General features: G+C 45.9%; 22 protein-coding genes and 1 pseudogene. 12 read left to right on the top strand and 11 right to left on the bottom strand.

Annotated features, from left to right (window positions below):
* Both ACUYLD_RS23865 and ACUYLD_RS23860 read right to left on the bottom strand, forming a co-directional pair.
* Positions 1 to 723 (bottom strand): ABC transporter permease, encoded by a 723-nt coding sequence (locus ACUYLD_RS23865; protein ID WP_165179145.1) that lies wholly within the window; start codon positions 721 to 723, stop codon positions 1 to 3.
* Positions 720 to 1835, bottom strand: coding sequence for an ABC transporter ATP-binding protein (locus tag ACUYLD_RS23860; protein WP_322173066.1), 1116 nt, complete (start codon positions 1833 to 1835; stop codon positions 720 to 722). Before ACUYLD_RS23860 ends, ACUYLD_RS23865 begins: the two co-directional genes overlap by 4 nt.
* A 694-nt stretch (positions 1836 to 2529) precedes the next feature.
* Here ACUYLD_RS23860 and ACUYLD_RS23855 point away from each other — a divergent pair.
* The 4 genes and pseudogenes from ACUYLD_RS23855 to ACUYLD_RS23840 form a co-directional block, all read left to right on the top strand.
* Positions 2530 to 3915, top strand: a pseudogene (locus tag ACUYLD_RS23855) (NTTRR-F1 domain); the annotation flags it as partial.
* A 197-nt stretch (positions 3916 to 4112) separates the two neighbouring features.
* The gene (locus ACUYLD_RS23850; protein ID WP_446676135.1) at positions 4113 to 5204 is read left to right on the top strand and encodes a glycosyltransferase; all 1092 of its coding nucleotides are present in this window, start codon (positions 4113 to 4115) and stop codon (positions 5202 to 5204) included.
* A 57-nt stretch (positions 5205 to 5261) separates the two neighbouring features.
* A complete protein-coding gene (locus ACUYLD_RS23845) occupies positions 5262 to 6356 on the top strand; it encodes a tetratricopeptide repeat-containing glycosyltransferase (RefSeq protein ID WP_342418794.1) in 1095 nt (364 codons plus the stop codon).
* A 51-nt stretch (positions 6357 to 6407) separates the two neighbouring features.
* Positions 6408 to 7502, top strand: a complete 1095-nt coding sequence (locus ACUYLD_RS23840; RefSeq protein ID WP_446676134.1) for a glycosyltransferase family 4 protein — start codon at positions 6408 to 6410, stop codon at positions 7500 to 7502.
* Between the two features lie 83 nt (positions 7503 to 7585).
* Here ACUYLD_RS23840 and ACUYLD_RS23835 read toward each other — a convergent pair whose 3' ends face one another.
* Genes ACUYLD_RS23835 through ACUYLD_RS23820 form a run of 4 tightly spaced genes read right to left on the bottom strand, consistent with a single transcriptional unit; the run spans position 7586 to position 12914 of the window.
* Positions 7586 to 9439, bottom strand: coding sequence for a beta-glucoside-specific PTS transporter subunit IIABC (locus tag ACUYLD_RS23835; RefSeq protein WP_446676159.1), 1854 nt, complete (start codon positions 9437 to 9439; stop codon positions 7586 to 7588).
* 5 nt (positions 9440 to 9444) lie between these two features.
* On the bottom strand, positions 9445 to 10554 hold the full coding sequence (eutH, locus tag ACUYLD_RS23830; protein WP_446676133.1) for an ethanolamine utilization protein EutH: 1110 nt from the start codon (positions 10552 to 10554) through the stop codon (positions 9445 to 9447).
* A gap of 11 nt (positions 10555 to 10565) precedes the next feature.
* Positions 10566 to 11600, bottom strand: coding sequence for a Gfo/Idh/MocA family protein (locus tag ACUYLD_RS23825; RefSeq protein WP_446676132.1), 1035 nt, complete (start codon positions 11598 to 11600; stop codon positions 10566 to 10568).
* Between the two features lie 33 nt (positions 11601 to 11633).
* Positions 11634 to 12914: an apiosidase-like domain-containing protein gene (locus tag ACUYLD_RS23820; RefSeq protein ID WP_446676131.1), complete on the bottom strand. Its 1281-nt coding sequence runs from the start codon at positions 12912 to 12914 to the stop codon at positions 11634 to 11636.
* A 244-nt stretch (positions 12915 to 13158) separates the two neighbouring features.
* Here ACUYLD_RS23820 and ACUYLD_RS23815 point away from each other — a divergent pair, with 244 nt between their 5' ends.
* The gene (locus ACUYLD_RS23815) at positions 13159 to 14187 is read left to right on the top strand and encodes a LacI family DNA-binding transcriptional regulator (protein WP_446676130.1); all 1029 of its coding nucleotides are present in this window, start codon (positions 13159 to 13161) and stop codon (positions 14185 to 14187) included.
* Positions 14188 to 14300: 113 nt separating this feature from the next.
* Here the strand turns inward: ACUYLD_RS23815 and ACUYLD_RS23810 are convergent, their stop codons facing one another.
* Complete coding sequence (locus ACUYLD_RS23810) at positions 14301 to 15206, bottom strand: NAD(P)/FAD-dependent oxidoreductase (protein WP_446676129.1); 906 nt, start codon at positions 15204 to 15206, stop codon at positions 14301 to 14303.
* A 104-nt stretch (positions 15207 to 15310) separates the two neighbouring features.
* Complete coding sequence (locus ACUYLD_RS23805) at positions 15311 to 15715, bottom strand: Rrf2 family transcriptional regulator (RefSeq protein ID WP_061830056.1); 405 nt, start codon at positions 15713 to 15715, stop codon at positions 15311 to 15313.
* A gap of 158 nt (positions 15716 to 15873) precedes the next feature.
* Here ACUYLD_RS23805 and ACUYLD_RS23800 point away from each other — a divergent pair, with 158 nt between their 5' ends.
* The 5 genes from ACUYLD_RS23800 to ACUYLD_RS23780 all read left to right on the top strand — a co-directional run bounded on the left by ACUYLD_RS23800 (position 15874) and on the right by ACUYLD_RS23780 (position 21467).
* On the top strand, positions 15874 to 17799 hold the full coding sequence (locus ACUYLD_RS23800) for a BglG family transcription antiterminator (protein ID WP_446676128.1): 1926 nt from the start codon (positions 15874 to 15876) through the stop codon (positions 17797 to 17799).
* 167 nt (positions 17800 to 17966) lie between these two features.
* Positions 17967 to 18290, top strand: coding sequence for a PTS lactose/cellobiose transporter subunit IIA (locus ACUYLD_RS23795; RefSeq protein WP_223822139.1), 324 nt, complete (start codon positions 17967 to 17969; stop codon positions 18288 to 18290).
* An 18-nt stretch (positions 18291 to 18308) separates the two neighbouring features.
* Positions 18309 to 19604 (top strand): PTS sugar transporter subunit IIC, encoded by a 1296-nt coding sequence (locus tag ACUYLD_RS23790; RefSeq protein WP_322160305.1) that lies wholly within the window; start codon positions 18309 to 18311, stop codon positions 19602 to 19604.
* 69 nt (positions 19605 to 19673) lie between these two features.
* Positions 19674 to 21110, top strand: coding sequence for a glycoside hydrolase family 1 protein (locus tag ACUYLD_RS23785; RefSeq protein WP_446676127.1), 1437 nt, complete (start codon positions 19674 to 19676; stop codon positions 21108 to 21110).
* Positions 21111 to 21140: 30 nt separating this feature from the next.
* Positions 21141 to 21467, top strand: a complete 327-nt coding sequence (locus tag ACUYLD_RS23780) for a PTS sugar transporter subunit IIB (RefSeq protein ID WP_061830059.1) — start codon at positions 21141 to 21143, stop codon at positions 21465 to 21467.
* Positions 21468 to 21535: 68 nt separating this feature from the next.
* Here ACUYLD_RS23780 and ACUYLD_RS23775 read toward each other — a convergent pair whose 3' ends face one another.
* The 3 genes from ACUYLD_RS23775 to ACUYLD_RS23765 form a co-directional block, all read right to left on the bottom strand.
* Positions 21536 to 22468 (bottom strand): NAD-dependent epimerase/dehydratase family protein, encoded by a 933-nt coding sequence (locus ACUYLD_RS23775; protein WP_061830060.1) that lies wholly within the window; start codon positions 22466 to 22468, stop codon positions 21536 to 21538.
* Positions 22469 to 22599: 131 nt separating this feature from the next.
* The gene (locus tag ACUYLD_RS23770; RefSeq protein ID WP_446676126.1) at positions 22600 to 23226 is read right to left on the bottom strand and encodes a DUF1796 family putative cysteine peptidase; all 627 of its coding nucleotides are present in this window, start codon (positions 23224 to 23226) and stop codon (positions 22600 to 22602) included.
* Complete coding sequence (locus ACUYLD_RS23765; protein ID WP_446676125.1) at positions 23219 to 23866, bottom strand: DUF1796 family putative cysteine peptidase; 648 nt, start codon at positions 23864 to 23866, stop codon at positions 23219 to 23221. Before ACUYLD_RS23765 ends, ACUYLD_RS23770 begins: the two co-directional genes overlap by 8 nt.
* A gap of 236 nt (positions 23867 to 24102) precedes the next feature.
* On the opposite strand from ACUYLD_RS23765, the gene ACUYLD_RS23760 reads away from it, so the two are divergent.
* A complete protein-coding gene (locus ACUYLD_RS23760) occupies positions 24103 to 24450 on the top strand; it encodes a hypothetical protein (RefSeq protein ID WP_446676124.1) in 348 nt (115 codons plus the stop codon).
* A gap of 25 nt (positions 24451 to 24475) precedes the next feature.
* Positions 24476 to 24871 (top strand): hypothetical protein, encoded by a 396-nt coding sequence (locus ACUYLD_RS23755; RefSeq protein ID WP_446676123.1) that lies wholly within the window; start codon positions 24476 to 24478, stop codon positions 24869 to 24871.
* The last annotated feature ends 123 nt before the right edge of the window (positions 24872 to 24994 follow it).

Below are 24994 nucleotides of genomic sequence, written 5' to 3'. Positions count from 1 at the left end.
TTACCTCCACCGTTTCCGTTCAACCACCTGGATGCTGAATAGCAAAAAGAGCACCGCCACCGTCACGTAGTACATCACATCGGCTCCATTCAGCAATCCTTTGGTGAAACTGTCAAACCGTGCGGTTAGTGAAAAAGGTTCCAGCCATTGCTGTACCGCCGTAGATGCACCCGTCTGTCCACCAAACGAATCCAGCATCCAGAACACAAGTAAAATAATAAAACCGACGACCGCTGACATCATCTGATGCTGTGAAAGCGTCGAAGCGAATAAGCCGATCGCCATCATGGCTGCGCCAAGCATAAATAGACCGATCACAGATGTAAATACCAGTGTCCAATCCAGCGACCCATAAAAGGACATCACGACCGGATACGCTAGACTGCACAGCACTAATATGAGCAACATGCCCAGCGACGCCAAAAATTTACCCACGATCATTTCCGTCACACTCACAGGTGAGGTAAGCAGCAGTTCATCCGTACCTTGCCTGAATTCCTCCGCAACCAGCCTCATCGTAAGTAATGGGACGACGAACACCAGCATGGACAAGGTGTCACCGAGTACCAGCCGATAGTCCAAAATGCTAGGCTGATACATAACAAAATTTGTATAAAAAAGTAACCCCGTCAGCAGCATGTACACTGCAAGCGCAAAATAGGTCGTTGGTGTCCACAGATAGGCTTGCAGCTCTTTTTGACAGACCGCGAACAAACGCCTCATGACCGATTACCTCCTGTATCCTTATCTTCTTCAGCCTTATCGTCGCCGGACGCAGCATCTCCATGCTCCACCGTGATAGCCGTAGGGGCTGCATTCTCCGAGGAATGTAGGTCTTGTACTGCTGGATCGCTGACCTGACCTTCTTCCGTCTCGCGGGTCGTTAACTGCTGGAAGATATTTTCCAAGCTAAGACTTTCTTTTTTCATCTCCAAAATCGGAAGCTTCGCATCAGACAGCACATAAAATAGTTCTTCGCGAAAATCCTCACCGGAGGCTCCTGTGAGTAGCAATCCGGTCATATCTGGCTCTGCGGCAGTCAGCTTCGTGTTCGCTGGAGGCTGCGTGGCCGCCATAGATTCAACCTCTACTTTTCCCCAAGTACGCAGGACATCCAGCACCTGCTCACGCTTCCCTCTGACCTCCACCTTCACCTTGAATCCATCTTCCATCGAACCGCCGAGCGCGTCAGGGCGCCCATCCATGACCAGTTTCCCTTCATGGATGATGAGAACACGATTGCATAACGCATCCACCTCAGGCAATATATGCGTACTTAGCAATACCGTATGATTTTCGCCAATCTCCTGAATGAGCTGACGAATCTCCAAAATCTGATTGGGGTCCAAACCCGAAGTCGGTTCATCCAGCACCAGTAAATCCGGGTTATGAATAATCGCACCTGCCAGTCCCAAGCGCTGTTTATACCCTTTGGACAAACTGCGGACTAATTGTTTTTCCCGCCCATTCAGTCCTAGCCTGGAAATCATCTCCGAAATACGCAGCTTCTGCTCTCTCACAGGCACGTCACGAATACTAGCTACAAACTTCAAATAGGATCTTACGGACATATCCTCATACAAAGGGGGAGTCTCCGGCAGATAACCGATTTTGGAACGGGCCTGTCTGCCCTTATCCTGAATCGGGATACCATCAATCGTAATCACTCCCTCGTTGGGTTGAAGATACCCTGTAATCATGCGCATCGTCGTCGTTTTACCCGCACCATTCGGCCCCAGGAAACCAACAATTTCACCGCGCTGCATTTCAAAATCCAGCTTATGTACACCCCGGTTGCCCTCATACCACTTGCTCACCTGCTGCACTTTGAGCACATGTTCCACCCTTTCTTTTATCGTATTGACAAATCATTTCGAACTACACACACATATCAAAAGAATTCCATAGCAATAAGTTCGGAAGAGCAAAGCCTTCGCGAAGCAGCCTCTTCCTACTTCCCTCCCACCTAAAATGTTGCATCAGTAGTGGGTAGCAGCGGAGCGGAGGATTTGGAGCTGGAGAAGCGCCAGCGTTCGCCTTTGCCTTGGGATTTTACCTTTACATGTCTTACTTAATCACAAAAAAATCCCACGGCAACAGCGATCGGAAGCCCAAAGCCTTCGCGGAGCGGTCTCTCCTACTTCCCCCCCACCTAAAATGTTGCATCAGTAGCGGGTAGCAGCGGAGCGGAGGATTTGGAGCTGGAGAAGCGCCAGCGTTCGCCTTTGCCTTGGGATTTTTACCTTTACATGTCTTATTTAATCACAGAAAAATCCCACGGCAACAGCGATCGGAAGACCAAAGCCTTCGCGGAGCGGTCTCCTCGCACCTTATGCTACACTTTTAAATTCTAATAATAATCCCCCACATATAACTCCAGCTTAACGTCACTTAAATAGAAGCTTAAAATAATGTGTCTGAAATGTGAACACAAAATTACACTTCTACCCTCAGAAACTTGTACGGTTCGCTAAGGTATGGATTCGCATCTACTATCATTACAACGTGTGAAGGGAGTGTATAAAAGCGATGAGTGTACTGTTTACCAATCTAGTTTCTAACGGCGACTTCGAGATCGGATCCACCCTTTTTTGGAGCTCTGTCAATGTGACTGTCACTAACTTATCTGTAAAAAAGACAAACTTTTATAGTGCGATCCTGGCAGGAGGCGCAGTAGATGCATCTCTTTCCCAGGTCGTTTTTGCTGCACCAGGCGAAAGTTATACGTTAAGCCTTTCAGCTGCAAAAATAGGAAGTCTGTCCAGTCCTCAAGTTAACATTTTTCTGTATTACTATGACGCAACCTTTGGCTTCCTTGGCACGGGGCTAACTACCTATTTGAGTGCAGGTACATTGCCAGACGCTGTGAATGGGACATGGCAAAGCCTATACGAAGTAACAGCTCCTGTACCAGCCAACGCAGCCTATGCCTTTTTGGTTATTAGTAAAAATGCCTTGCCTAACACCGCTGATGTAGCTATTGATGCCGTTGCTCTTGTTAAAGCAAGTGCAGCTGGAGCTGTGGGTCCAGTCGGACCTGCCGGCCCAACTGGTGCTACAGGCGCTACGGGCGACACTGGCGTTACCGGACCTGTCGGGCCTACGGGCGCTACGGGCGACACTGGTGTTACCGGACCTGTCGGGCCTACGGGGGCCACGGGCGACACAGGTGTTACCGGACCTGTCGGGCCTACGGGCGCCACGGGCGACACTGGTGTTACCGGACCTGTCGGGCCTACGGGCGCTACGGGTGACACTGGCGTGACCGGACCTGTCGGGCCTACGGGCGCTACGGGCGACACTGGCGTGACCGGACCTGTCGGGCCTACGGGTGCCACGGGCGACACAGGTGTTACTGGACCTGTCGGGCCTACGGGTGCCACGGGGGACACAGGTGTTACTGGACCTGTCGGGCCTACGGGTGCCACGGGGGACACTGGCGCTACCGGACCTGTCGGGCCTACGGGCGCTACGGGCGACACTGGCGCTACCGGACCTGTCGGGCCTACTGGCGCTACGGGCGACACTGGCGCTACCGGACCTATCGGGCCTACTGGCGATACCGGGCCTACGGGGCCGACTGGACCGACCGGACCATTTGGCCTTGGATTTACCGGACCTGTCGGGCCTACGGGCGCTACGGGCGACACAGGTGCTACCGGACCTGTCGGACCTACAGGCGCCACGGGTGATACAGGACCTGCTGGACCTATCGGGCCTATCGGGCCTATCGGCGACACAGGCGCTACTGGACCTGTCGGACCTACGGGCGACACGGGCCCTACAGGGCCGACTGGACCTACCGGACCGTTTGGATTTACTGGCCCGATTGGACCAACAGGAGACACTGGTCCACAAGGACCGATTGGACCTACCGGACCTACGGGGCCGACTGGACCTACGGGGCCTACCGGACTCTAACCTCCTTTTCTACCACATCATGTTTAAGCGATGTACCATACCTTATCGACAAAGCCGCACAGCATGTTAAAAGCTTTGTTATCCTTGCCCTGCCGCGATTGTGGCAGGGCTTCTATAAATCAGACCTCTTTTAAATCCAACTTTATGTTTGACCTGAACCCTTAGATGTTTCCCAAAGGAGTGATGCTCAATTGATCAGTATCAGCCTGTGCATGATCGTCAAAAATGACCAAAATACGATTGGCCGTTGCCTGGAATCGGTCCATCCTATTGTGGATGAAATCAACATCGTGGACACAGGTTCACAGGATCGGACCATTGACATATGTCGCAACTTTACGGATCGAATTTTTCCATTTGAATGGGTAGATCATTTTGCCCTTGCACGTAACTACTCGTTTGAGCAAGCTACGCAGGAGTACATTCTCTGGCTTGATGCCGATGATATTTTGAAGGATCAGGATGCCGTCAAGCTGCTTGAGCTGAAGCAAACCCTTGATTCCTCAGCCGTACCAACCGTCGATTCCGTGTCTATGAATTATCATTATGGCTTTGATGATCATGGCAATGTCACCCTACATTTTCGCCGAAACCGCTTGATCAGAAGGTCAGCCGGATTCCGTTGGCACGGAGCCGTGCATGAGTACCTCGCCGTAGACGGGAATATTCAACATGCCGATATCGCCATAACTCATACCAGAACACATACAGTCTCTCCAGGAAGAAATCTGCGAATTTATGAGAAGTTGCTCGCCCAAGGTCATACCTTCTCTCCTCGTGACCTCTACTATTACGCTAACGAGTTAAGAGATAATGAAAGATATGAGCAGGCCGTGCAGGCTTACCAGAATTTTCTGGATACCGGACAGTGCTGGGTAGAGGATGCGATTAGTGCATGTAGCAAAATGGCCGACTGTCTGCAACAACTTGGCAAGCTGGAGCAAAGTATTACCGCGGCTCTCCATAGTTTGACCTTCGATACGCCCAGGGCAGATCTATGCTGTCGGATAGGTCATTATTTTTTGCATAAAAACGAGATCTCCAAAGCTATTTATTGGTACGACATGGCTACCACTCTGAATCCTCCCGACACGATGGGCCCGGTACAGGACGCGTACCAAACGTGGTTTCCTCATATCCAGCTATGCATTTGCCATTTTCGGATGAAGGATTACACACGTGCGAATTGGCACAATGAACAAGCTGCAATGTACGTTCCCAACGATCCGCATGTCCTGCATAATCGGCAATTTTTCAGCTCAATCCTGGATCCTCCCCAATAGAGATGTCTCCCATATTCCCCCTCAATCTTTAAGTAAGTCAAAGGAGGAGCAAGCGGAATGCAACAATCGAATCGGTACAAGATAGCTGTCTATGCCATTAGCAAAAATGAAGCCCGATTCGCCAAACGCTGGATGCACACCATGCGTGAAGCCGATGTTGTCATTGTAGCGGACACCGGCTCTACAGACGATACTGTTTCCCTGCTACGCGAAGCGGGTGCAGAGGTGCATCGTATCGAGGTAACTCCTTGGCGTTTTGACAAGGCTCGCAATGAGTCCCTACGGCTGGTCCCTGACGATATAGATATTTGTGTCTGTACGGATCTGGACGAAGTCTGGGAGGAAGGTTGGCGGTCGCGGCTGGAACGTAACTGGAAAGAAGGAACTACCCGGATGCTATATGCCTTTACGCATGGACAGCCTGGGCAAGATACCGTTTATACATGGTTCTGGAAAGAAAAAATACACACTCGTCACGGTTACCGCTGGGTACGCCCGGTTCACGAGGTGCTTGAATATATCGGGGAGGGTGAAGAACGTAGCATTCGATCCGATCAGCTCCGCTTGTATCATGATCCCGATCCGCACAAATCCCGCAGCCAATACCTTCCGCTGCTGGAGCAGTCTGTGCGCGAGTTTCCCGAGGATGACCGCAACATGCATTACTTGGGGCGAGAATATATGTATCATGGCCGCTGGGATGAGTGCATTACTACATTGCAACAACATCTTGCCATGCCGCAGGCACGCTGGGCAGATGAACGCAGCGCTTCGATGCGCTTTATTTCTAGAGCCTATAAAGCAAGTGAACAATGGCAGGAGGCAACACGTTGGTTATACCGGGCTATTGCGGAAGCGCCGTATTTACGTGAACCTTACACGGAAATGGCTCAGCTGGCTTATCATACACGGAACTGGTCCGCCGTCTATCATATGGTTGAAGAAGCGTTGCGTATTTCAACACGACCCGATACGTACATGCAAGAAGATTTTTGCTGGGACGCCACACTGTATGATCTTGGTGCCCTCGCTTGCTACGAGTTAGGCCTTTTACACAAAGCTTGTGAATTTGCGAGAGAAGCAACAGAGCGCTCCCCGGACGATTCTCGCCTTAGCCATAATTATGCGCTAATTCAATCTAGGCTTCCATAGAAACCCACACCCCGTTCTGTTAGTTGAATAACTTGGTATAGGAGCTTTTGATTGGCAAAGGAGGTTATTGAGATCAAAGTTCTATTTACTTTTTATATACCGAGCGGCGGCGTAGAAACCTTGAACCGCCAACGCTGTAAAGTGCTCATGCAGGACGGGATTGAATGTCATCTTCTCTATTATCAGCAAGGTACAGGGATGCAAAACCTGAACGGCGATATTCCTGTATTCATGACTTCCTCTGAAGAAGAAATTCGAATGCTGGTAATGACTAACCGCTATGATGCAATTATCGTCTCATCGGATTATCCTATGCTCCCCAGACTGCGAATGTTGGGCTATCAGGGGGTATTAATCTATGAATCGCAGGGCTTTGGTTCTCACGAAGAGGCTGCTTGGGTGGTCGCGGATGCAGTTCCGTATCTTCAGAGACATGCCAACGCGGTGCTCTTGCCCAATACAACTCATCTGGTGCAGCTATTTACCGACATGTGTCCATGGCTTAATCGTTATGTATTTCCAAACGTACTGGATACCAGCGTATTTAATTATGTACCTAACACTCCTCCGATCAATCCGATTATTGCCTGGGTTGGGCGGTTGGAGCCCAACAAGAACTGGAGGCATTTTGTCGACATTTCTTACTGGATGCTGCAAAACCGAGCGGATCTTCGAATCTGGATGTTTTATGATGACACCTTGTCTCAACCGGAGGATAAAATACAATTCGAGAACATGCTTGCTCAGCTTGGTATGTCCTCCATTATCGAGCGTTTTAAAAGCGTGCCTCATGCCCAAATGCCCCTGTACTACTCCATGATTGGCGACTCAGGCGGCTACCTGCTATCGACCTCGCTGGTAGAGGGCTTCGGCTATGCGGTTGCTGAGGCGATGGCCTGTCGTTGCCCGGTATTAAGCTCTGATTCAGACGGAGTACGAGCATTCATTGACCACAACGAAACCGGTAAATTTTATCAGCAGGGAGACATCTTGCAGGCGATACTGCAAGGACTAGACCTGATGAACAACCTACCTCAACGCGAATCTATCCGCAGGAAAGGGCTGGAACGAATCGTTAGTCTGTTGGCACCGGATAAATATGTGCGCTCCTTCCGGCAGATGATGAACACGCTGGGTGTGAGGTAACTAAAAAACAGCTGACGACAACCCTTTTTATATACGGGTCATCGTCAGCTTTAACTTGCCTTTTTATTATGGAATATTGTAATCTATCTAATCTTTAGTAAGCGGTCTCCTGCATGAATATCCTTGGGATCTTCAACTAAAATATCCGTGTACACGGCTGTATTGGTTACAATGACGGATGTGGTAATATCATATCCTTCATCCCCTATAGCTTTGGGATCGAATTCAACCAGCTTGTCCCCTTTTTGAATCGTATCCCCTTCAGACATAAAGGAAGTGAAATGTTTTCCTTTCAAGCTGACCGTATTAATCCCAATGTGAATGAGCAGTTCAACTCCATCCTCAGAAATAAGACCGATGGCATGCTTGGTTTTGAAAACGGTAACAACAGTTCCGTTAAATGGTGCATAGGCTACTCCTTCTTTCGGAATAATTGCGGCCCCCTGGCCCATCGCACCGCTGGAAAAAGCTTCATCTTTTACTGTGGTTAAAGGAATCAATTCACCGTGTAGAGGACTGAATACCGCTTTTTCTTCTTCTTTGTTTTCATCTGCAATTTTAATCTCAGACGCAGGTTTTGCATTTTTATAACCGAAAAGATAGGTCAAAATAAATGCGACTACAAAAGCTACTACCAAAGATATAATAAAGCCGATGAAGCCTGCATCCATGCCTTTTGGATTAATGAATAGAGGTATACCAAAAATGCCGCCTGAGGCAAATCCATATGCCGTTGAGCCGAGTAAGCCTGCAGCAGCTCCTCCTATACCTCCAGCGATCGAGGCTAAAATAAACGGTTTTTTGGCGGGTAAAGTAACCCCGTAAATAGCTGGTTCAGTAACCCCCATCAAACCCGCAATTGTGGCAGAAGTGGCGATAGGTTTTAATTTAGGGTCCCGTGATTTCAAAGCGATGGCAAATGCCGCACCTGTTTGCGCAAAAGTCGTACAGAAGAGCATACCGTTAATCGGATCAAACCCGTTTGTAACTACATTATTCAGGAGAATTGGAATGAATGCCCAATGCAGACCAAAGATAATAATGCCCTGCCAGAACCCGGCCAGAACGAGGCCAGCTACAGCCGGACTTAACTGGTAAATCCACATAGAGCCTTCGGCTAACCCATCGCTGACTATAGTTGCTATCGGTCCGACAACCAGAAAAACAAGCGGTGATATGATGACCAAGGTCAGAAAAGGCACCATGAACATTTTAATGGAAGCAGGTGCATACTTACTTATCATTTTTTCGACCTTAGCTGCCAAGAACGCTCCAATAATGATAGGTATAACAGAAGAAGTATAATTAATCAGAACAACAGGTATGGTCAAAAAAGACAGCGCCGTTTTATCCGTAAAGGCGGAAGTAATGGTCGGGTACACCATCGCTGCTCCCAAAACGGCAGACAGATACGGGTTTCCTCCAAATTTTTTACCTGCCGAAAACCCTAGAATAACCGGAAAGAAATAAAACATTGCGTCTGCTGTCGCATATAAAATTTTATACGTGCCCATCTGATCAGTCATCCAGCCCAGGGATGTGCATAAGGCCAATAGTCCCTTTAGAATCCCCACAGCAGCGAGCACACCCACAACGGGCATAAACACACCTGAAATTACATCGACAAAGCGGCTGAATAGGCTCGCTTTTTCATTCTCTTGATCCTCTTCAACCATCTGATCTCCATGCTTTACTCCCATTGTATCCAAAAGAGCTTCGTATACTTTGGGAACCTCATTCCCGATGACTACCTGAAATTGGCCACCACTTTCCACGACGGTAATGACACCGTCAATCTGCTTGATCTTTTCTTTATCTGGTAATTGATTATCCTTCAATTTGAATCTCAATCGAGTGACACAGTGAATGACACTGTTCACATTTTCATTTCCGCCCACGGCACTCCATACTTCTTTGGCTGTTTTTTTATGATCCATCATGTTCACTCCTTCTTGGATGCGCTTTCTATTTTTCTATTCGTAGTAGTCGGATGTGCAATAACTGCGACAATTACGGCACTGATTCCGCCTGCAAGTTTACCCACGATCATGGCAATCACCATATTCTTGTCCATTCCTGCTACAAAGCCAAGATGTCCCCCCAGAACGAAAGATCCACTGACAGCAAAAGCAATACTAATCACTTTGCCTCTGGGCTCCATCTCTTTGACTAAAGTGAACGTAGGAATGTTATGAGCAAGACTAGCTACCAGACCCGCAGTAGTCGATGGATCTATGCTTAGTAAACGTCCTGCCCGTTGAAGCGGATTTTTAAATATTTTTGTAATCCAAGCAACCAACGGAAACGCACCCGCCAATACAATAGCAATCGTTCCAACCGTTTGCACACCGACAGACAACGGAGCCATATTGGGAATGATCACAAATCCAGTTAAGGTTTCGACCCCAATCGCTGCCAAACCGACAAGGGATAGAAGCCTAATGCCGTTACCAAACCACTTGAACAATCGGATCGTAAGCTCCGTAAATAGACGTAAACCCAGCATAATGATTATTGAAAGAAGCATGGGAATAATCAGATTTTTTAAAATCATTATCACGTCAAAACCAGCGGTTATTCCCCCTATGAAACAACCAACGGGAATTGTACTAATACCGATTAAGATTCCTTTTGCAAAATATAGATGATCCTCTTTTTCCAAAATGCCGAGGGCAACCGGAATCGTAAATACGAGCGTTGGGCCAAACATGGTCCCCAGAAAAACCCAGGAAAATAAACCCGCTTGCTGGCTGTGCGCCATTTCTGCCGCAAGCGCGTATCCTCCCATATCTACCGCCAATATCGTATTGGCAAAGGATGCCGGATCGGCACCCATTGCCACATATAATGGTGAAACAATAGGAATCAACCATGAGGCGAGTACAGGAGCCAAGGAAACAATTCCTATCATGACCAGGGCAAGAGAACCCATGGTCATAAGCCCATTGTTGAAGGCTTGTCCCAACCCCCAGCGATTTCCCAAGCATTGATCCAATGCACCCAGCACTAAAAAAAGAGCGATAACATACATCACAATATCGTTAATGGACATCCTGTTGCCTCTTAATACACATGAACTTTATGATTTTCTGCGCTGTCATAGGTGTCGAATACAAGCTGAAGGGTCTTGATATTGTCGTGACCACTCGTTTGAAATTCTTTTCCCGTGTTGAGACAATCTATAAAATGAGCCTGTAGCTTTTTATGGCTTTCCTCATAGTTTAATTCAGTCTTTTCAACCAATACTTTTTCGACTCCCTGATTATTAATGAGAGATAATTTACCTGTGTTATACAGTTTTAGGGTAGCCTCATCGCCTTCAATCACCAGCTGTTCTTTATGATCGGGAAGGACCTGCTCCGGCAGCTGCCCATTCAGTTCCCTACGAGTCGCCCAGCTCATGTCCATAAGGCCAAAATAATGTTCATAACCTAACATAATAATGCCCGTGTCTTCTCCCTGTGTGTATGGGCTGACTCGGTTGGTTTCCGCATACAAACGCTGAGGTTCACCGAATAAGAAACGCCAAGTATCCAGCCAATGAACTCCCATTTCATAAAACAAGAGCTTGGGCATATCTCTGAAAAATGGCTGCGGCAGCTCTTTTTCCGGAGCAAACCTCGGCGAATAAAAATCGGTATGCGTATAACGTATAACATTCATATTCCCAACGATATTCTCTGCCAGCAATTTTTTTATAATTTGAAAAGGCTCAAGCCAACGCCAATTTTCGGTCACCATAAGTCTGACTCCTGCTGCTTCAGCAATACCTACAATTTGCTCAGCTTCCTCTACAGAACGTGCAAAAGGTTTTTGACACATCATATGTTTTCCGGCTGCGGCCGCCAGTCGAACCAGTTCCAGATGTGTCTCAGGAGGTGTAATGATGTCCACGACATCAATATCCGCTTCGCTTAGCATTTCCTCCAGACTGGTATAACAATATTCAGTAGGGATATGGAATTGAGCTGCTTTTTCAAAAAGTAAGCCTTTATTTCGATCACAAAACCCTGTGATTTCTGCATCCGAGATAAACTGCCATGCTTTAATATGTTTTTCCGACCAATATCCCGTTCCAATGACGCCGATTTTCCACATGTTGCTTCACTCCATCCACATTCTTCTCTGTTTTTATTTCGTTCCGATGATGACAACATCACTTTCAAAGCTGTGCATGTCCAGCACCGATTGATCCTTTTGGACGGACACGTCGGTTTGGGCAAACCGCTTCCCGGCTAAATCAATCGTTGTAAACTTGTAATCCTGCACGTTGATACTTAGCCGTACCTTCGTGTTAACCGGGACATACAAGACAATGGTATTCTCGTTCCCCGCAGCTCTGATTTCCTCTGTCTTGTTTAAAACAATATCCAACGGCTTTACGCCAATCAGGTTATACATTTCAAACAAATATTTAATAAAGGAATAATCCCATGCGCCCTCAAATCGCAATGCTGTTCTCCAATCATAGGGACTATCGAATCCTTCCCCTTCTACAATGCCGAATTTCTTTCCTTTTTTGTGCCAGCTCCAAATCCCATGCGCCCCGTAGGTAATGCCCGCACCCCCGCCTGCAAGGAGGCTTTGCCATGCTACTTTTCTCACATCCAGTGCTGTGTATCTGCCATACACATTGCGGCTATAACTAATTTGTTCATAACATGGCTCTCCATTAATGACAGGCCGTATATCCGGCTTATGGTAGAAATGTTGAGCAATCTCATGGCCCACATGCTGAAACTCGGAATTATGTCCTGATTGATACATATAAAATCCAAGACCCTGGTGTTTCTCAAAGGCTGGAGGAATTTCTCTCAATCTTCCTTGAATATGCAGCGTAGTTAAGCTTGCAGGGCTTAATTGTTGTACAATTTCCAGTGCTTTTAGATAATAGGAATTGGCACGTTCGGTCGGAAAATCACTATCCCCGCTGATCAGAAAAATAGGATCAAATGGAGAAAAACGGTTTACGACGTACGTTACATAGGGTTCAACGCATTCAAACGGCATTTTATTACCCTTTTGGAACATTTCAGCCCATGTATCCGGCACATAGTTACACCACAATAGAACCAGAGCCGGAACAAATCCACGCTCTACAGCCATTTTCAACATGATTTCTGCCCGGTCAAAATAAGCTTCGTTTAATGTATGGTAGTCGAAATCCCCATTTTCCAGTAATGCAAATGGCTGTAGATTCAGATCCGATTCACTTGCATCCCATTGTCGGAGCATGTTGATTTGCAACACATTGAAACCTTGCATCTTCCGATAGTCAAGATAATCGCTCCACTCCTCTATCGTCGCGTTGGTAAATACACTCCAAACCGTATCTGCCAAATAAAAAAAAGGTTTTTCCTCTTTTGTAAAACTTCTTTGATTTTCAGCCATGTTTAAACTCAAATGAATCACCCTTCCTCTCTTGCTGTATTCACAAAATTATCTAAACAAAACTAAACAAACGACTAAATTTATATGATCATTTCGCAAAATAAACTAAATTAAAGCGCTTTACACTTGAATATTAACACTATAAATCATAAACGGTCAACAAATTTTCATTTTTAGTTATTTGGTTTAGTTTAGTTTATAAGCTAAACTTTCTTGCAGAGTAATGATATAATTTATGTAGTTTAGTTCAATAGGGGGTTCCACATTGAAAATTGATGATATTGCAAGGCTTGCAGGTGTTTCAAAATCTGCTGTCTCTCTTGCTTTTAATAACAAACCCGGAGTCAGTGAAGAAACCAAGGAGCAAATTCTAAAAATAGCTCAAGAGCATGGATATAAACCACGCACCATGAAGACAAGCAAGGAAGTTATTAAAAATCATCATGTGATACGCTTTGTGGCCTGTAAAAATACAGACATCGTAACAGAGCATTATGATTCACTTCCATTTTTCAATGAGTTAATTCATCATATTACCAATCAGGTGAGAGAACATGGAAACACCTTGATTTTTTCTTCTTTTGATAGCCATAGCCTCGAAGAAGAATTATCTGCTTTGGAAAAAGATCAGCCTTCTTCAGGCATACTTCTGCTCGGTACCAATTTAACTTCTGAGATTATTCATTCCATACAATCCATTCATTCCAATATTGTGATTCTGGATACTTGCTTTGAACACGTCGATGCCAGTTTCGTATCTATTAACAACTATCTTGGTGGGTATCAGGCAGGCCAATATTTAATTCAGTCAGGACACAGAAAGATAGGATACGTACAATCCAGTACGAGGATTCTTAACTTTACAAAACGAAAGGAAGGGTTTATGGCTGCTTTAGAGGAGCACAATCTTTGCATAGAAAATGGGCTTACATTTGATATGCATCCCATGCTTGTGATGTCACAGGACGCATTTAAAACAGCTATTCATGAACTGAATGAGCTACCTTCGGCCCTATTTTGTGAAAATGATTATATGGCGATCAGTGCCATTAAAACGTTTCAAGAAATGAATATTCGAGTGCCTGAGCAAATTTCCGTCATGGGATTTGATAATATTCATGAAGCCAAGGTGATTAGCCCGGAACTCACAACCATTCATGTGAAAAAGGATATTTTGGCCCGAACTGCTGTAAACTTGCTTATGGAGAGGCTTAACAATCATCAGGGGCATCATACCCAGGTTCTTGTGAATACGGAGGTTATTGAAAGAAGATCTTGTGTAGCCTTGAAATGACCTATGATCATTGGTTTATTATTGCTTGCTCTCTCTATGATTTTAGAATAAAGCCGCCGTGTTGGCGGCCTTTTCTATTTTCGGACTCCATATTGGACATTTTCAATTTATCGTTATTCGTTGAAATCTTCCTCTGTTAAATCCATATTTACGCTCGCAGCAGTTCGACTGCCGTCGGCCGCGGCAAAAATCAACTGGGAAGGCATGAAGTACGATGAATCCCCGGCAGCATATATACCAGGTATGGAGGTTCTCCCCGCTTCATCCGTCTTGATCCCACCCGACTCCGTTCTTTCACAGCCCAAACGTTCTCCAAACCGTGCACTTTGTACAAACTTGGGAGACACAAAGCCGCCGACCCTCGGGACTTGAGTGCCATCCGTAAAGCGCACATGCTCAAGCTTTCCATTGTGACCGATGAACGCCGCAACAGGTTGCTCCATTACGATGATTCCTTTAGAATAGAGCCGTTCTTTTTGCTCGTCCGACAGGGATGTCTGACCATTCGTACAGACGATCAAATCCTTACTCCAGTTAAGGAGTAGTTTGGCTGTATGAAATATAACCGCCGATTCAGAGACGAGGACAAGCGGTTGATCCCGCAACTCCCAGCCGTCGCAATAAGGGCAATTAAATAAACTTTTCCCGTATAACGGATAAAAACCTTCAATCTCGGGGAATATCTCTTTTACGCCCGTCGCCAATATCAATTTCCGCGCTTGAACGCGATGGCCTGACGAATCAAGTACCTCAAATCCAGATTCGTTTTTTGTAATCGAAACAACCTCGGTTTGCAGATGATGGACAGACGGATAACGCAACACTTCCTCATAAGCTACACGGCGGAACTCGGCCGGCGTTACGCCGTCTCTCGTAATAAAACCGTGCGACGCATGCGTAACCGCATTTCTGGGCCGATTATTATCAATCAAAGCCACACTTCTTCTGGCCCTGCCAAGCACGAGGGCTGCATTCAATCCGGCGGGCCCTCCACCAATAATAGCGCAATCGTACAGCACAATACCCAACTCCTTTTAAAAGATATTAAAGACTCTTTATATCTATAATAAAACAAAAAAAAGCTTTACATAACTGGCAACCACCCTCTTTCTATATAAAGTCCTTACTTTGAAACTTGCGTTTGCTTTTGCGCCAAATCGGACAATTTCGTATTTTTAAGATGTCGTTCCATTTTCTCCTCTGCTTCCCTCATTACAGCTTGAATCAGGCACTCGGAGCCGTGGACAAAATCACATTCAAACAAGGAATTCGTCCCTTCAATGGCATGGATAATATCCAAAAAGGTAATATCCTCTTTATGACGGGATAGGCGATAGCCTCCATTGGCTCCAGAAACCGATTCGATCATCCCAGCCTTCACAAGCCTTGTCAAAATTTTCGAAAGATAAGTTGGCGAAACATTTTGGGATTCGGCTAGTTGCTGAACACCTACCGGCTTCACCGACGAATCAGTAACGAGCATGAGCATAGTGTGCAGAGCATAATTCGTTGCTTTTGTAAATTTCATAACTACACCTCAATTAAAGACTTATTGTATCCACTATATCCCCGAATCTGCTAGTGTGTCAAGGTCATCTAGCATTCACGCTGCTGTTAATCCTTCTTTTGGTTACGCTCTAACCGTTGTATACTGTTCATCAGAACAGCTAAGAAAGGGGGCTCGTTGTGCGTATTTTTGATATTCTTCGTATATTGGTTGCAGAACAGATGGTCAAAGGAGAACACTTGGCAAATGCATTGAAGGTATCTTCTCGAACGATACGAACGGATTTAAAGGAATTGGGTGCTCTGTTGTCAAAGCATGGAGCAGCAGTTAAGCCCCTTAAAGGAACAGGCTACAAGTTAGAGGTTCGGGACGAACAAGCATTTCATCATCTACTGAAGCAATTAAAGGATTATGATCATCATGTGCCCTATCCATTAGCGAGTTCTTCTGAAGCTAGAAACCGTTTTTTAATGAAAAAGCTATTGCTTACCAATGCATATGTCAAACTTGATGATTTAGCCGAGATCCTGTATGTTAGTCGATCTACTTTACAGAATGACCTCAAAGAACTGCGCAAGTTACTGGCAACTTACGGACTATCTCTGGAGAATAGACCCTATCATGGTATTCGAGTCAAAGGTAATGAGGCCAAACTGCGTTATTGCATTTCCGACTATATATTTAACAGGTTAGATGAAATAGGCGAGCAGCAGGTGTCCCCCCCTCCTCTGATCTCTAACGAAGAGATGGAATTCATAAGAGAAGTGATTCTGGATCGTATTGATTTCCATGATATTCAGTTGTCCGACATTGCCCTGAACAATCTGGTCATTCATATCGCCATAGCATGTAAGCGTATTCGCGAAGAAAGGTATGTGTCGTATTATCCGCAAGAGATGAAAAAAATTGAAGCGCAGAAAGAGTTTAGGGTGGCGACTGAGATCGTATCCGCCTTGGAACAAATCATGAAGCACTCCTTTCCACTTGTTGAAGTTGCGTACATTGCTGTTCACCTGTTGGGTGTAAGGACCGTCGTTAGTGCCCGTATGGATGAGGTGGAGATTAAAAAGATCATTGATAAAGATATCTACGAACTGACTATCGAAATACTAGACCAAATTGATCAGCAGTTGAAGATGAACATTCATAACGATCAAGAATTGCTGATTGCATTTTGCCTTCACCTCAAACCGGTCATTAACCGTTATCAATACGGAATGAATTTGCGTAATCCTATGCTGGATGAAATCAAAGCCAATTACCCGCTTGCCTTTGAAGCAGGTATCATTGCTGCGGAAGTCATCAAGCAGCGGCTTCATATACACATCGAGGAAAATGAAATTGGGTATTTAGCCATTCATATCGGAGTCGCGATGGAAAGAAAGAAAATGGAGGACGCGCCCAAAAGATGTATGATCGTATGTGCTTCTGGACTCGGCAGCGCTAAGCTGCTGTATTATAAGCTTCAATCGGTCTTCGGTTCCAGATTGGATATCGTGGGAACCACTGAATTTTATAAGCTGAAACAAATGCCTTTGGATACACTGGACTTTGTCATTAGCACGATCCCCATTTCAGAACCGCTTTCTATCCCCATGATCCATGTGAATACATTTTTAGGCGGTTCCGATATTACTAAAATTGAGCAAGCCATTTCTGAGGCCAGACTTCCTGCTGTGCAGTATGTACGAAAAAAATTGGTCTTTCTTCAGCAGAAGTTTGAGAACAAACTCCAAGTGCTTGAATTTATAGCCGAAAAAATACACGAAGCAGATCTTGTAAAAGGCCCCCTCCTGCAATCTGTAATAGAGCGTGAAGCCGTTTCCCCCACTTCATTTGGCAACTTGGTCGCGATCCCGCATCCGATGGAACCTTTCGCAGATTCTACGTTTTGGGCCATCTGTACATTACAAAAAGCAATCGATTGGGATGGCAAGCCGGTACAGTTTATTTGTATGCTCTGTATACAGCGCACCAAATCAGAAGATTTACAGACTATGTATCATATTTTGCTTGAAATTTTAAATAATGAACAGCTCGTCCAGCAGCTTATTCGCTGCAAATCATATACAGAATTCATAGAAGTGTTGCATAAAAATTGTTGAACATGAGGAGTATGAAGAACAATTTATTTCCGTTAAGAAGAGGAAATAATGTGCGTTATGTTGAAAGCGATTCCAAATTATAATAACCATACGACGAGATGATTGAAAGGAGAGAGGATCACGTGAATAATGATGAATCTACAGAGCACGACGTGAACATGGAGGACATGGATGATACAGAGATTGTATTCCAAATTATATTATACGCAGGGAATGCACGCAGCTCGGCCATGGAGGCGATTGAGCTTGCAAAGGCGGGGAAATTTCGGGAAGCCAAAGATGAATTAGCCACAGCAAAAAAAGAACTGGTGTCCTCCCACAAAATTCAAACCAGAATTATCCGCAAGGAAGCAGCGGGTGAAAAAACAGAGATGTCCGTCATGATGGTACATGCTCAAGATCATCTGATGAATGCCATCACCATTCGCGATATGGCCTCAGAGTTTGTAGACCTGTATGAACGCATTGATCAATTCGTACCGAAATCGTAGAGGGAGGGACGCTATCCCATGGCATTCAAAGACAAACTGGTCGATGGCCTCACATCGGTAGCAAATGCAATCAATAATTTTAAATATATTATAGCGATCAAATCAGCTTTTATCACATTGATGCCTGTTATTATTGTCGGTGCCTTTGCTGTATTGATTTCTAATATGGTCATGGACCCGGTCAATGGCCTTGCGCATTTTAAGCCGTTCTCATTCCTGGCTGAGTACAAACCGATTTTCTCGGGCATTAACTATGCCAGCTTGAATATCCTTACCATTCTAGCTATTTTCATGATTGGTCTGGAGCTAGGAAAAATTAACGGTGAGAAAAATCTCTTCCCCGGTTTGCTTGCTTTAATCTGTTTTATCTCTGTGACACCAACCACGATAGAGTTGATGGTTAACGGTGACATGCAAAAAGTAACAGACGTCTTAGCCCGTCAATTTACGGATACCAAGAGCTTGTTTTTAGGTATTTTCATAAGCATCCTATCCGTTGAGCTGTACAGTAAGCTGGGCAAGTCCGATAAGCTAAAAATCAAAATGCCTGAAAGTGTTCCCAGCAATGTGGCCGTTTCTTTTTCTGCATTGATACCAACTATCATAACGGTGACAGTCTTCTCAATGCTCGGATTTTTCTTTCATAAGTTTACAGGTCTCTACCTGTACGATGCTGTCTATAATGTGGTACAAAAACCTCTGGAGACCGTAGTACAGGGACTGCCAGGTATACTGGTACTGATGCTGGTTGCGCAAATCTTCTGGGTGATCGGTATTCACGGGAACCAAATGGTAAAGCCCATTCGTGAACCCCTGCTGCTTGGCGCGATTACCGTCAACATGACTGCTTATGAGCAAGGACTGCCCATTCCGAACATTATTACGATGCCTTTCTGGGACGTATACATGAGTATCGGTGGTTCAGGGATTACACTGGCCCTCTTGATTTGTATTATGATCGCTTCCAAGCGTGAAGATATGAAGGAAATAACAAAGCTTTCGTTGGGTCCGGGTCTGTTTAATATTAATGAGCCTGTCATTTTTGGACTTCCGATTATGTTGAATCCATTGATGGCTATCCCTTTCATTATTACTCCGCTCATCACAGGAACGATTGGTTACTTCTCGACGTTGCTTGGATTTGCAGGTAAAGCCGTCGTCATGGTTCCATGGACTACTCCGCCTATTATTAATGCCTACCTGTCTACAGGTGGAAGCATTGGCGCCGTCGTAACTCAGATCATTTGTATTGTGGTAGCCATTATCATTTATTTCCCGTTCGTCAAAATTGCCAACAAGCGAATGGCTGAATAATGCGTTACTATAGAAATACATCAATAATTGAAAACGCATTCTTTATACAAAGAAAAGGAGAAACATGTCATGGCTAAACATACAATACAAATTCCGTCGAATTTCATCATGGGTGCAGCGGCTTCCGCCTGGCAGACAGAGGGCTGGAGCAGTAAAAAAGAAGGGCAGGACTCATACCTAGACCAATGGTACAAAAATGACCGCTATGTCTGGCACAATGGATATGGACCCGCGGTTGCAACCGACTTTTATAATCGCTATACCGAAGATATTGCGCTGATGAAGCAGATTGGCTTAACCCATTATCGGACTTCTATTAATTGGTCCCGCTTCTTAACGGATTATGAGAATGTAGTGGTGGATGAAACGTATGCGGATTATATGGGCCGAGTCATTGATGAGCTGATTGCAAGCGGAGTTGAGCCGATGATTTGTCTGGAGCACTATGAGGTACCCGTTTATTTGATGGATAAATATGAGGGCTGGTCCTCCAAGCATGTAGTGGAACTGTTTGTAAAATATGCGGAAAAAGTGTTTGAACGGTATGGCGATCGGGTCAAGCACTGGTTTACGTTTAATGAGCCCATTGTTGTACAAACGCGTGTCTATCTAGATGCCCTCCGCTATCCCTATGAACAAAATACGCGGAAGTGGATGCAATGGAACTATAATAAAACGCTGGCTACCGCGAAGTGTGTACAGCTTTTCAAAGCAAAAAACTATAGTCAGCACGGGGCTAAAATAGGCGTTATTCTGAATCCCGAAGTCACGTATGCCCGATCAAGCGCCCCTCATGACCAATACGCGGCGCATGTGTATGATTTATTTTACAATCGAGTATTTCTGGACCCGCTTATTAAAGGCGAATACCCACAAGAATTATTCGATCTCATGGGCAAGCATGATATTGCATTTGAAGCTACAACGGAAGAACTGACCGTGATTAAGAAAAATACCGTTGACTACGTCGGAATCAATCTCTATTATCCCCACCGGGTCAAAGCGCAGAGTAAAGCGTGGAATGAAAACACCCCCTTTCACCCCTCTTACTACTATGAGCATTTTGATCTTCCGGGTAAAAGAATGAACAAGTCACGGGGCTGGGAGATTTATCCGAAAATCATTTACGATATGGGCATGCGTATCAAGAACGAATATCACAATATCGAGTGGTTTGTCGCAGAAAATGGTATGGGCATTGAGAATGAGGTTGCCTTCAAAAATGAGGAGCACATCATTCAGGACGACTATCGTATTGACTTTATAACTGAGCATTTATACTACACGTTACAAGCTGTAGAAGCTGGCTCCAACTGTACAGGTTATATGCTGTGGGCCTTTACAGACAACGTTTCTCCCATGAATGCTTTTAAAAATCGCTACGGACTGGTGGAAATTAACCTAGACAATGATCGAAGTCGGCATTTGAAGAAATCCGGCTACTGGTATCAAGCTGCTATCAAGGAACGCTCGTTTGTTGCTGATCTGGATGAAGAGTATAAGTAGTTAAAAATGAATTTCTGGAGGCGCTCAACGATGAAAAAAATTATTCTGGCATGTGCTGCGGGTATGTCCACATCTATTTTGGTTTCTAAAATGAAAAAAGAAGCAGCAGCAAGATCCATAGAGCTGAACATCGAAGCCATCCCCGAAAGCACCATTAAGGAAGAACTGGAAGGCATTACAGATTCTGTGATTGCTATTTTGCTCGGACCTCAAGTACGGATGCGTAAAAAGGCAGTAACCGAAATTGCTGCTCCCTATAGCATTCCTGTAGATGTCATTGACACGTTGGCTTATGGTAGAGGAAACGGTGCAGCAGTCCTGGATCAAGCCTTGAAGCTGGCTGGCGAGAACATCTAATTGCTATTCAAATGAAAAAGAGGCTGAGTATTTCCTCAGTCTCTTTCTTGATATCCGCGCGCTTTGTATCAAGACATACCTTCTTTGCCTGAGCCCATACTGCTCACATACGTTTCCTGTAAACCGGCAGAAATGCCGTATAGCGGTTCCCAACGAAGCCAATGTCTGGCGACTGCGTTACTAAGACAGCTATGGTGAATGTCTCCCGCTCGCGCCGGTGAATATACAGGGCGGACAGACGAACCATGCAGCTTTAGTAAATCGTAGGCCAGTCGATTGATGGACGTCGTTCGTCCCGTACTTACATGTACTGTGCGTTGATCCGCTGCATGAATAGCCGCCATATTCGCTCGAACGACATCCTTGACGTACACAAAGTCGCGGGTTTGTGTCCCATCACCGTGAATGAGCAAGGGGCTTCCTTTTTTCAGCCGCTCCATAAAAAGAGCGACTACACCACCCTCTCCCTTCGCAGCCTGACCGGGACCATACACATTTCCATAACGCAAAATCGTGTAGTTCATACCGTACAGCCGATAAAAAAGTCGAATATACGATTCTGCGGTCAGCTTGGACAGTCCGTAGCCTGAAATCGGCTCCACGGGATCGTCTTCCTGTATACATTGCTTTTGCAGCTCTCCATATACACCGGACGTGGACGCAAATATAAATTTTGACACACCGGCTTCATGACAAGCCTGCAACAAATGAATCGTCCCCAGCACGTTCACATCCGCGTCCTCATCGGGTTGATGGATGGATTGCTGTACATCCGCCTGTGCGGCCAAGTGAAACACAATATCCGGGCTTTCCCGAATCAGCAGCGTCCTAGCTTCAGAGCTGCGAATATCCGCAATATGCATGACTGCGCGCGGGTCCACATTTGCGATATTCCCGGTCGTCAGATTATCCAGCACATGCACTCTGATGCCCGAATCAGCAAGCGCACGTACCAGCTGAGAACCAATAAATCCGGCTCCCCCGGTGACCAAAGCCTTCACTAGCTCACCCTCCTTTTGAACCGAAGCATATGACTTCCCTTCGCATCATGTTATGCGACTCCCTATAGCTTGGCGCAGGCACAAGCACAGTCCGAAGACAATCTATAATGTGTCTCTGGAATCTCAGCACCTCAGACATGCAGCCTGACATTTTCCAGCATATAACGCCACATCTCATCCTGACCGTTCCATATATCCTCAGGCGGCAGCTCCACTGAAACCAGCCGCTCCAATCCCCAATCCAGCTCCGTCACACCATCAGTCCCTGTGTAATCCACGTATAACAAGCGAAAATCATGTGTAATCCTCTGCAATAACACATCATGTAGTTCCACCGCTTGCTCCCGACTACCCCCGACACGAACCAGTAGCAGACGGGACGCAAGCGTGAATTGATCCAGTAGACGTGCGATGCGGCGATCAAGCGTCGTTTTGAATGCAGGATAGGAAGTCAGCTGCTCCGATGTATTCTCGCTAACCGGAAAATGGTGTGCCGCTGTAATCCCATAGTTTGCATCCTCGACCATGAAGTTATGCTCGCCGTAATCGTGCCCCGTGACACGCAGACTATCAACATCCATAAAACCGGCAAAACGGGCGTCCAGCAAGCGACTGACCTGTGACAAGTTACCGGAAATCATCCAGTCCAGCGGACCCGCATAGGGACGCAGTCCGTTTTTATCCAGCTGAATGGAAGGCAAGCAATGTCCACCCAGACTGAATGCAGCATCATAATCCCCCTGCAACCGCTCAAGCACGACGCCCTCCCCTTTCCGAAGACAAGGTCATCCCTTTAAAAAGAGTACGCCAGTGCGGATCACTTTTGTAATTCCATACATCGGCAAAAGGCATTTCCACCGCGCATACATGTGGAAGCTGCCAATCCACCTCCGTCAACTCCGTTACACCGGAACAATTCACCACCAACAAACGAAATTCATTTGCTACCATGTCTGACAAGATACGTTCCAGTTCCTCTACTTCTTCATAGGTTCCCAGCATACGGACGAATAAGCTGCGCTTCGCCATCTGTGTTTTTGCAAAAAAACGTTCGATACGACGATCTATCTTTTCCCTGAACTCGGGATAGGTCACCAGATCTGAGGACGTATTGCGTTCCTGTGGAAAATCATGCACCGAGATCACATTATAAGCGATATCTCTGACCATATAATTCAGTTGGCTCGTACCAACGACACTTAAATTGGGCAAATCCATAAATCCGGCAAACCGATTTTCTAGCAAGCGGTTCACATCGGACAGCGTGTCAGACATCATCCAATCCAGTACCCCGGCAAACGGCCGCAAACGGTTCTTTTCCAATTGAATGGCAGGTGTACAGTTTTGTCCCAGACTGAAGACCGCTTCATATTCCCCTGCCAGCTGTGCGAGTCTCATAGCCGTGCCTCCTTTTTTAATACGCCCCTTCCCTCAGCGACCCTTCTTCTGTAGTCGAAAAGGGACTTCAGGCCGTAGCATGTTCCACTCTACATTACATGCACAGTACGGTGAAAAGGGTTGGACACCAATGCGCTTTTTGTCAAAGAGGCGTACAACTATCCAGTCCAATCCCAGTTATTTTTCATATCATATTAAGGCTGGTAACCTAACGGAATTCAAGGAGGCATCATCATATGTCCGTGTTTCTTTTAACCGTCGATCATCATCTCGCTTACCACAGCGCCCATATAGAAAGCTGCCATGTGACCTTTTTCAATCGTGAAAAGAGAGCCGTCGATGTGTTGCTGGAAATGGGAAATGACAGTGGTGTTTTCCGACGGCAGCTCCTTCGATTGAACCCTTCTCCCGAAGCTGGCTCCGTGCTAGAACTCAAGGATATGGAGACCGTCCAACATCCTTTTTACCTGCGAGTGGTGACGAGTATTTACAATCCGGAAACGCTGTTTATCCTGGCTGAATTTTTGGAAAACGGGAACGTTGTCGCTAAGCGTACAGCCAGTCATTTTACCGTGACGCCCTAATGAACGGGCAGAGGAGGAAGATGGTATGTTGAAATATTCAGTTCAAAATAAAGCTGATCCAGGCACATATGCACTGCCTTTTCAGGTCACCGAACAGGAGAGCGTGCTCTCTACATTAATCATTCCTGCAAGTGAATCTGAAGGACATATTGTCATTGAAGTCTCTTTGGCATGGGAAAATCCGCTGCTCAACTGGGATATCGGGGAGCTAGACATTCGATTGCGTCGCAATGATGAGCGGGGACCTATGCTGGATTGGTTGCAAGATTCCTGTTATCAGGAGGGATTTGCTGAGTTAAGCTATGAGGAAACGGGAAAACAGGCAGAGCCTTATGTATACTGCTTGACCGTACAATCAGCTGACCGCCGTGCTGTTGTTACGGGACCGCTCATAATTCGAGGCTCCGTTTATGAAGATTAACGAAAACCTGGATGGACAATGAGCTGAAATAAACTAAAGGCAGGTGGGAGTGAAGTGACCCCTTAAAGTTAGACAACTATTTTTATGCAACCAGTTGGGCATGAGCTCGGTATTGTACCGGGC

The sequence above is a fragment of the Paenibacillus sp. SER-28 genome, assembly GCF_052906305.1.
This window is presented reverse-complemented; position numbering and strand designations above follow the sequence as displayed.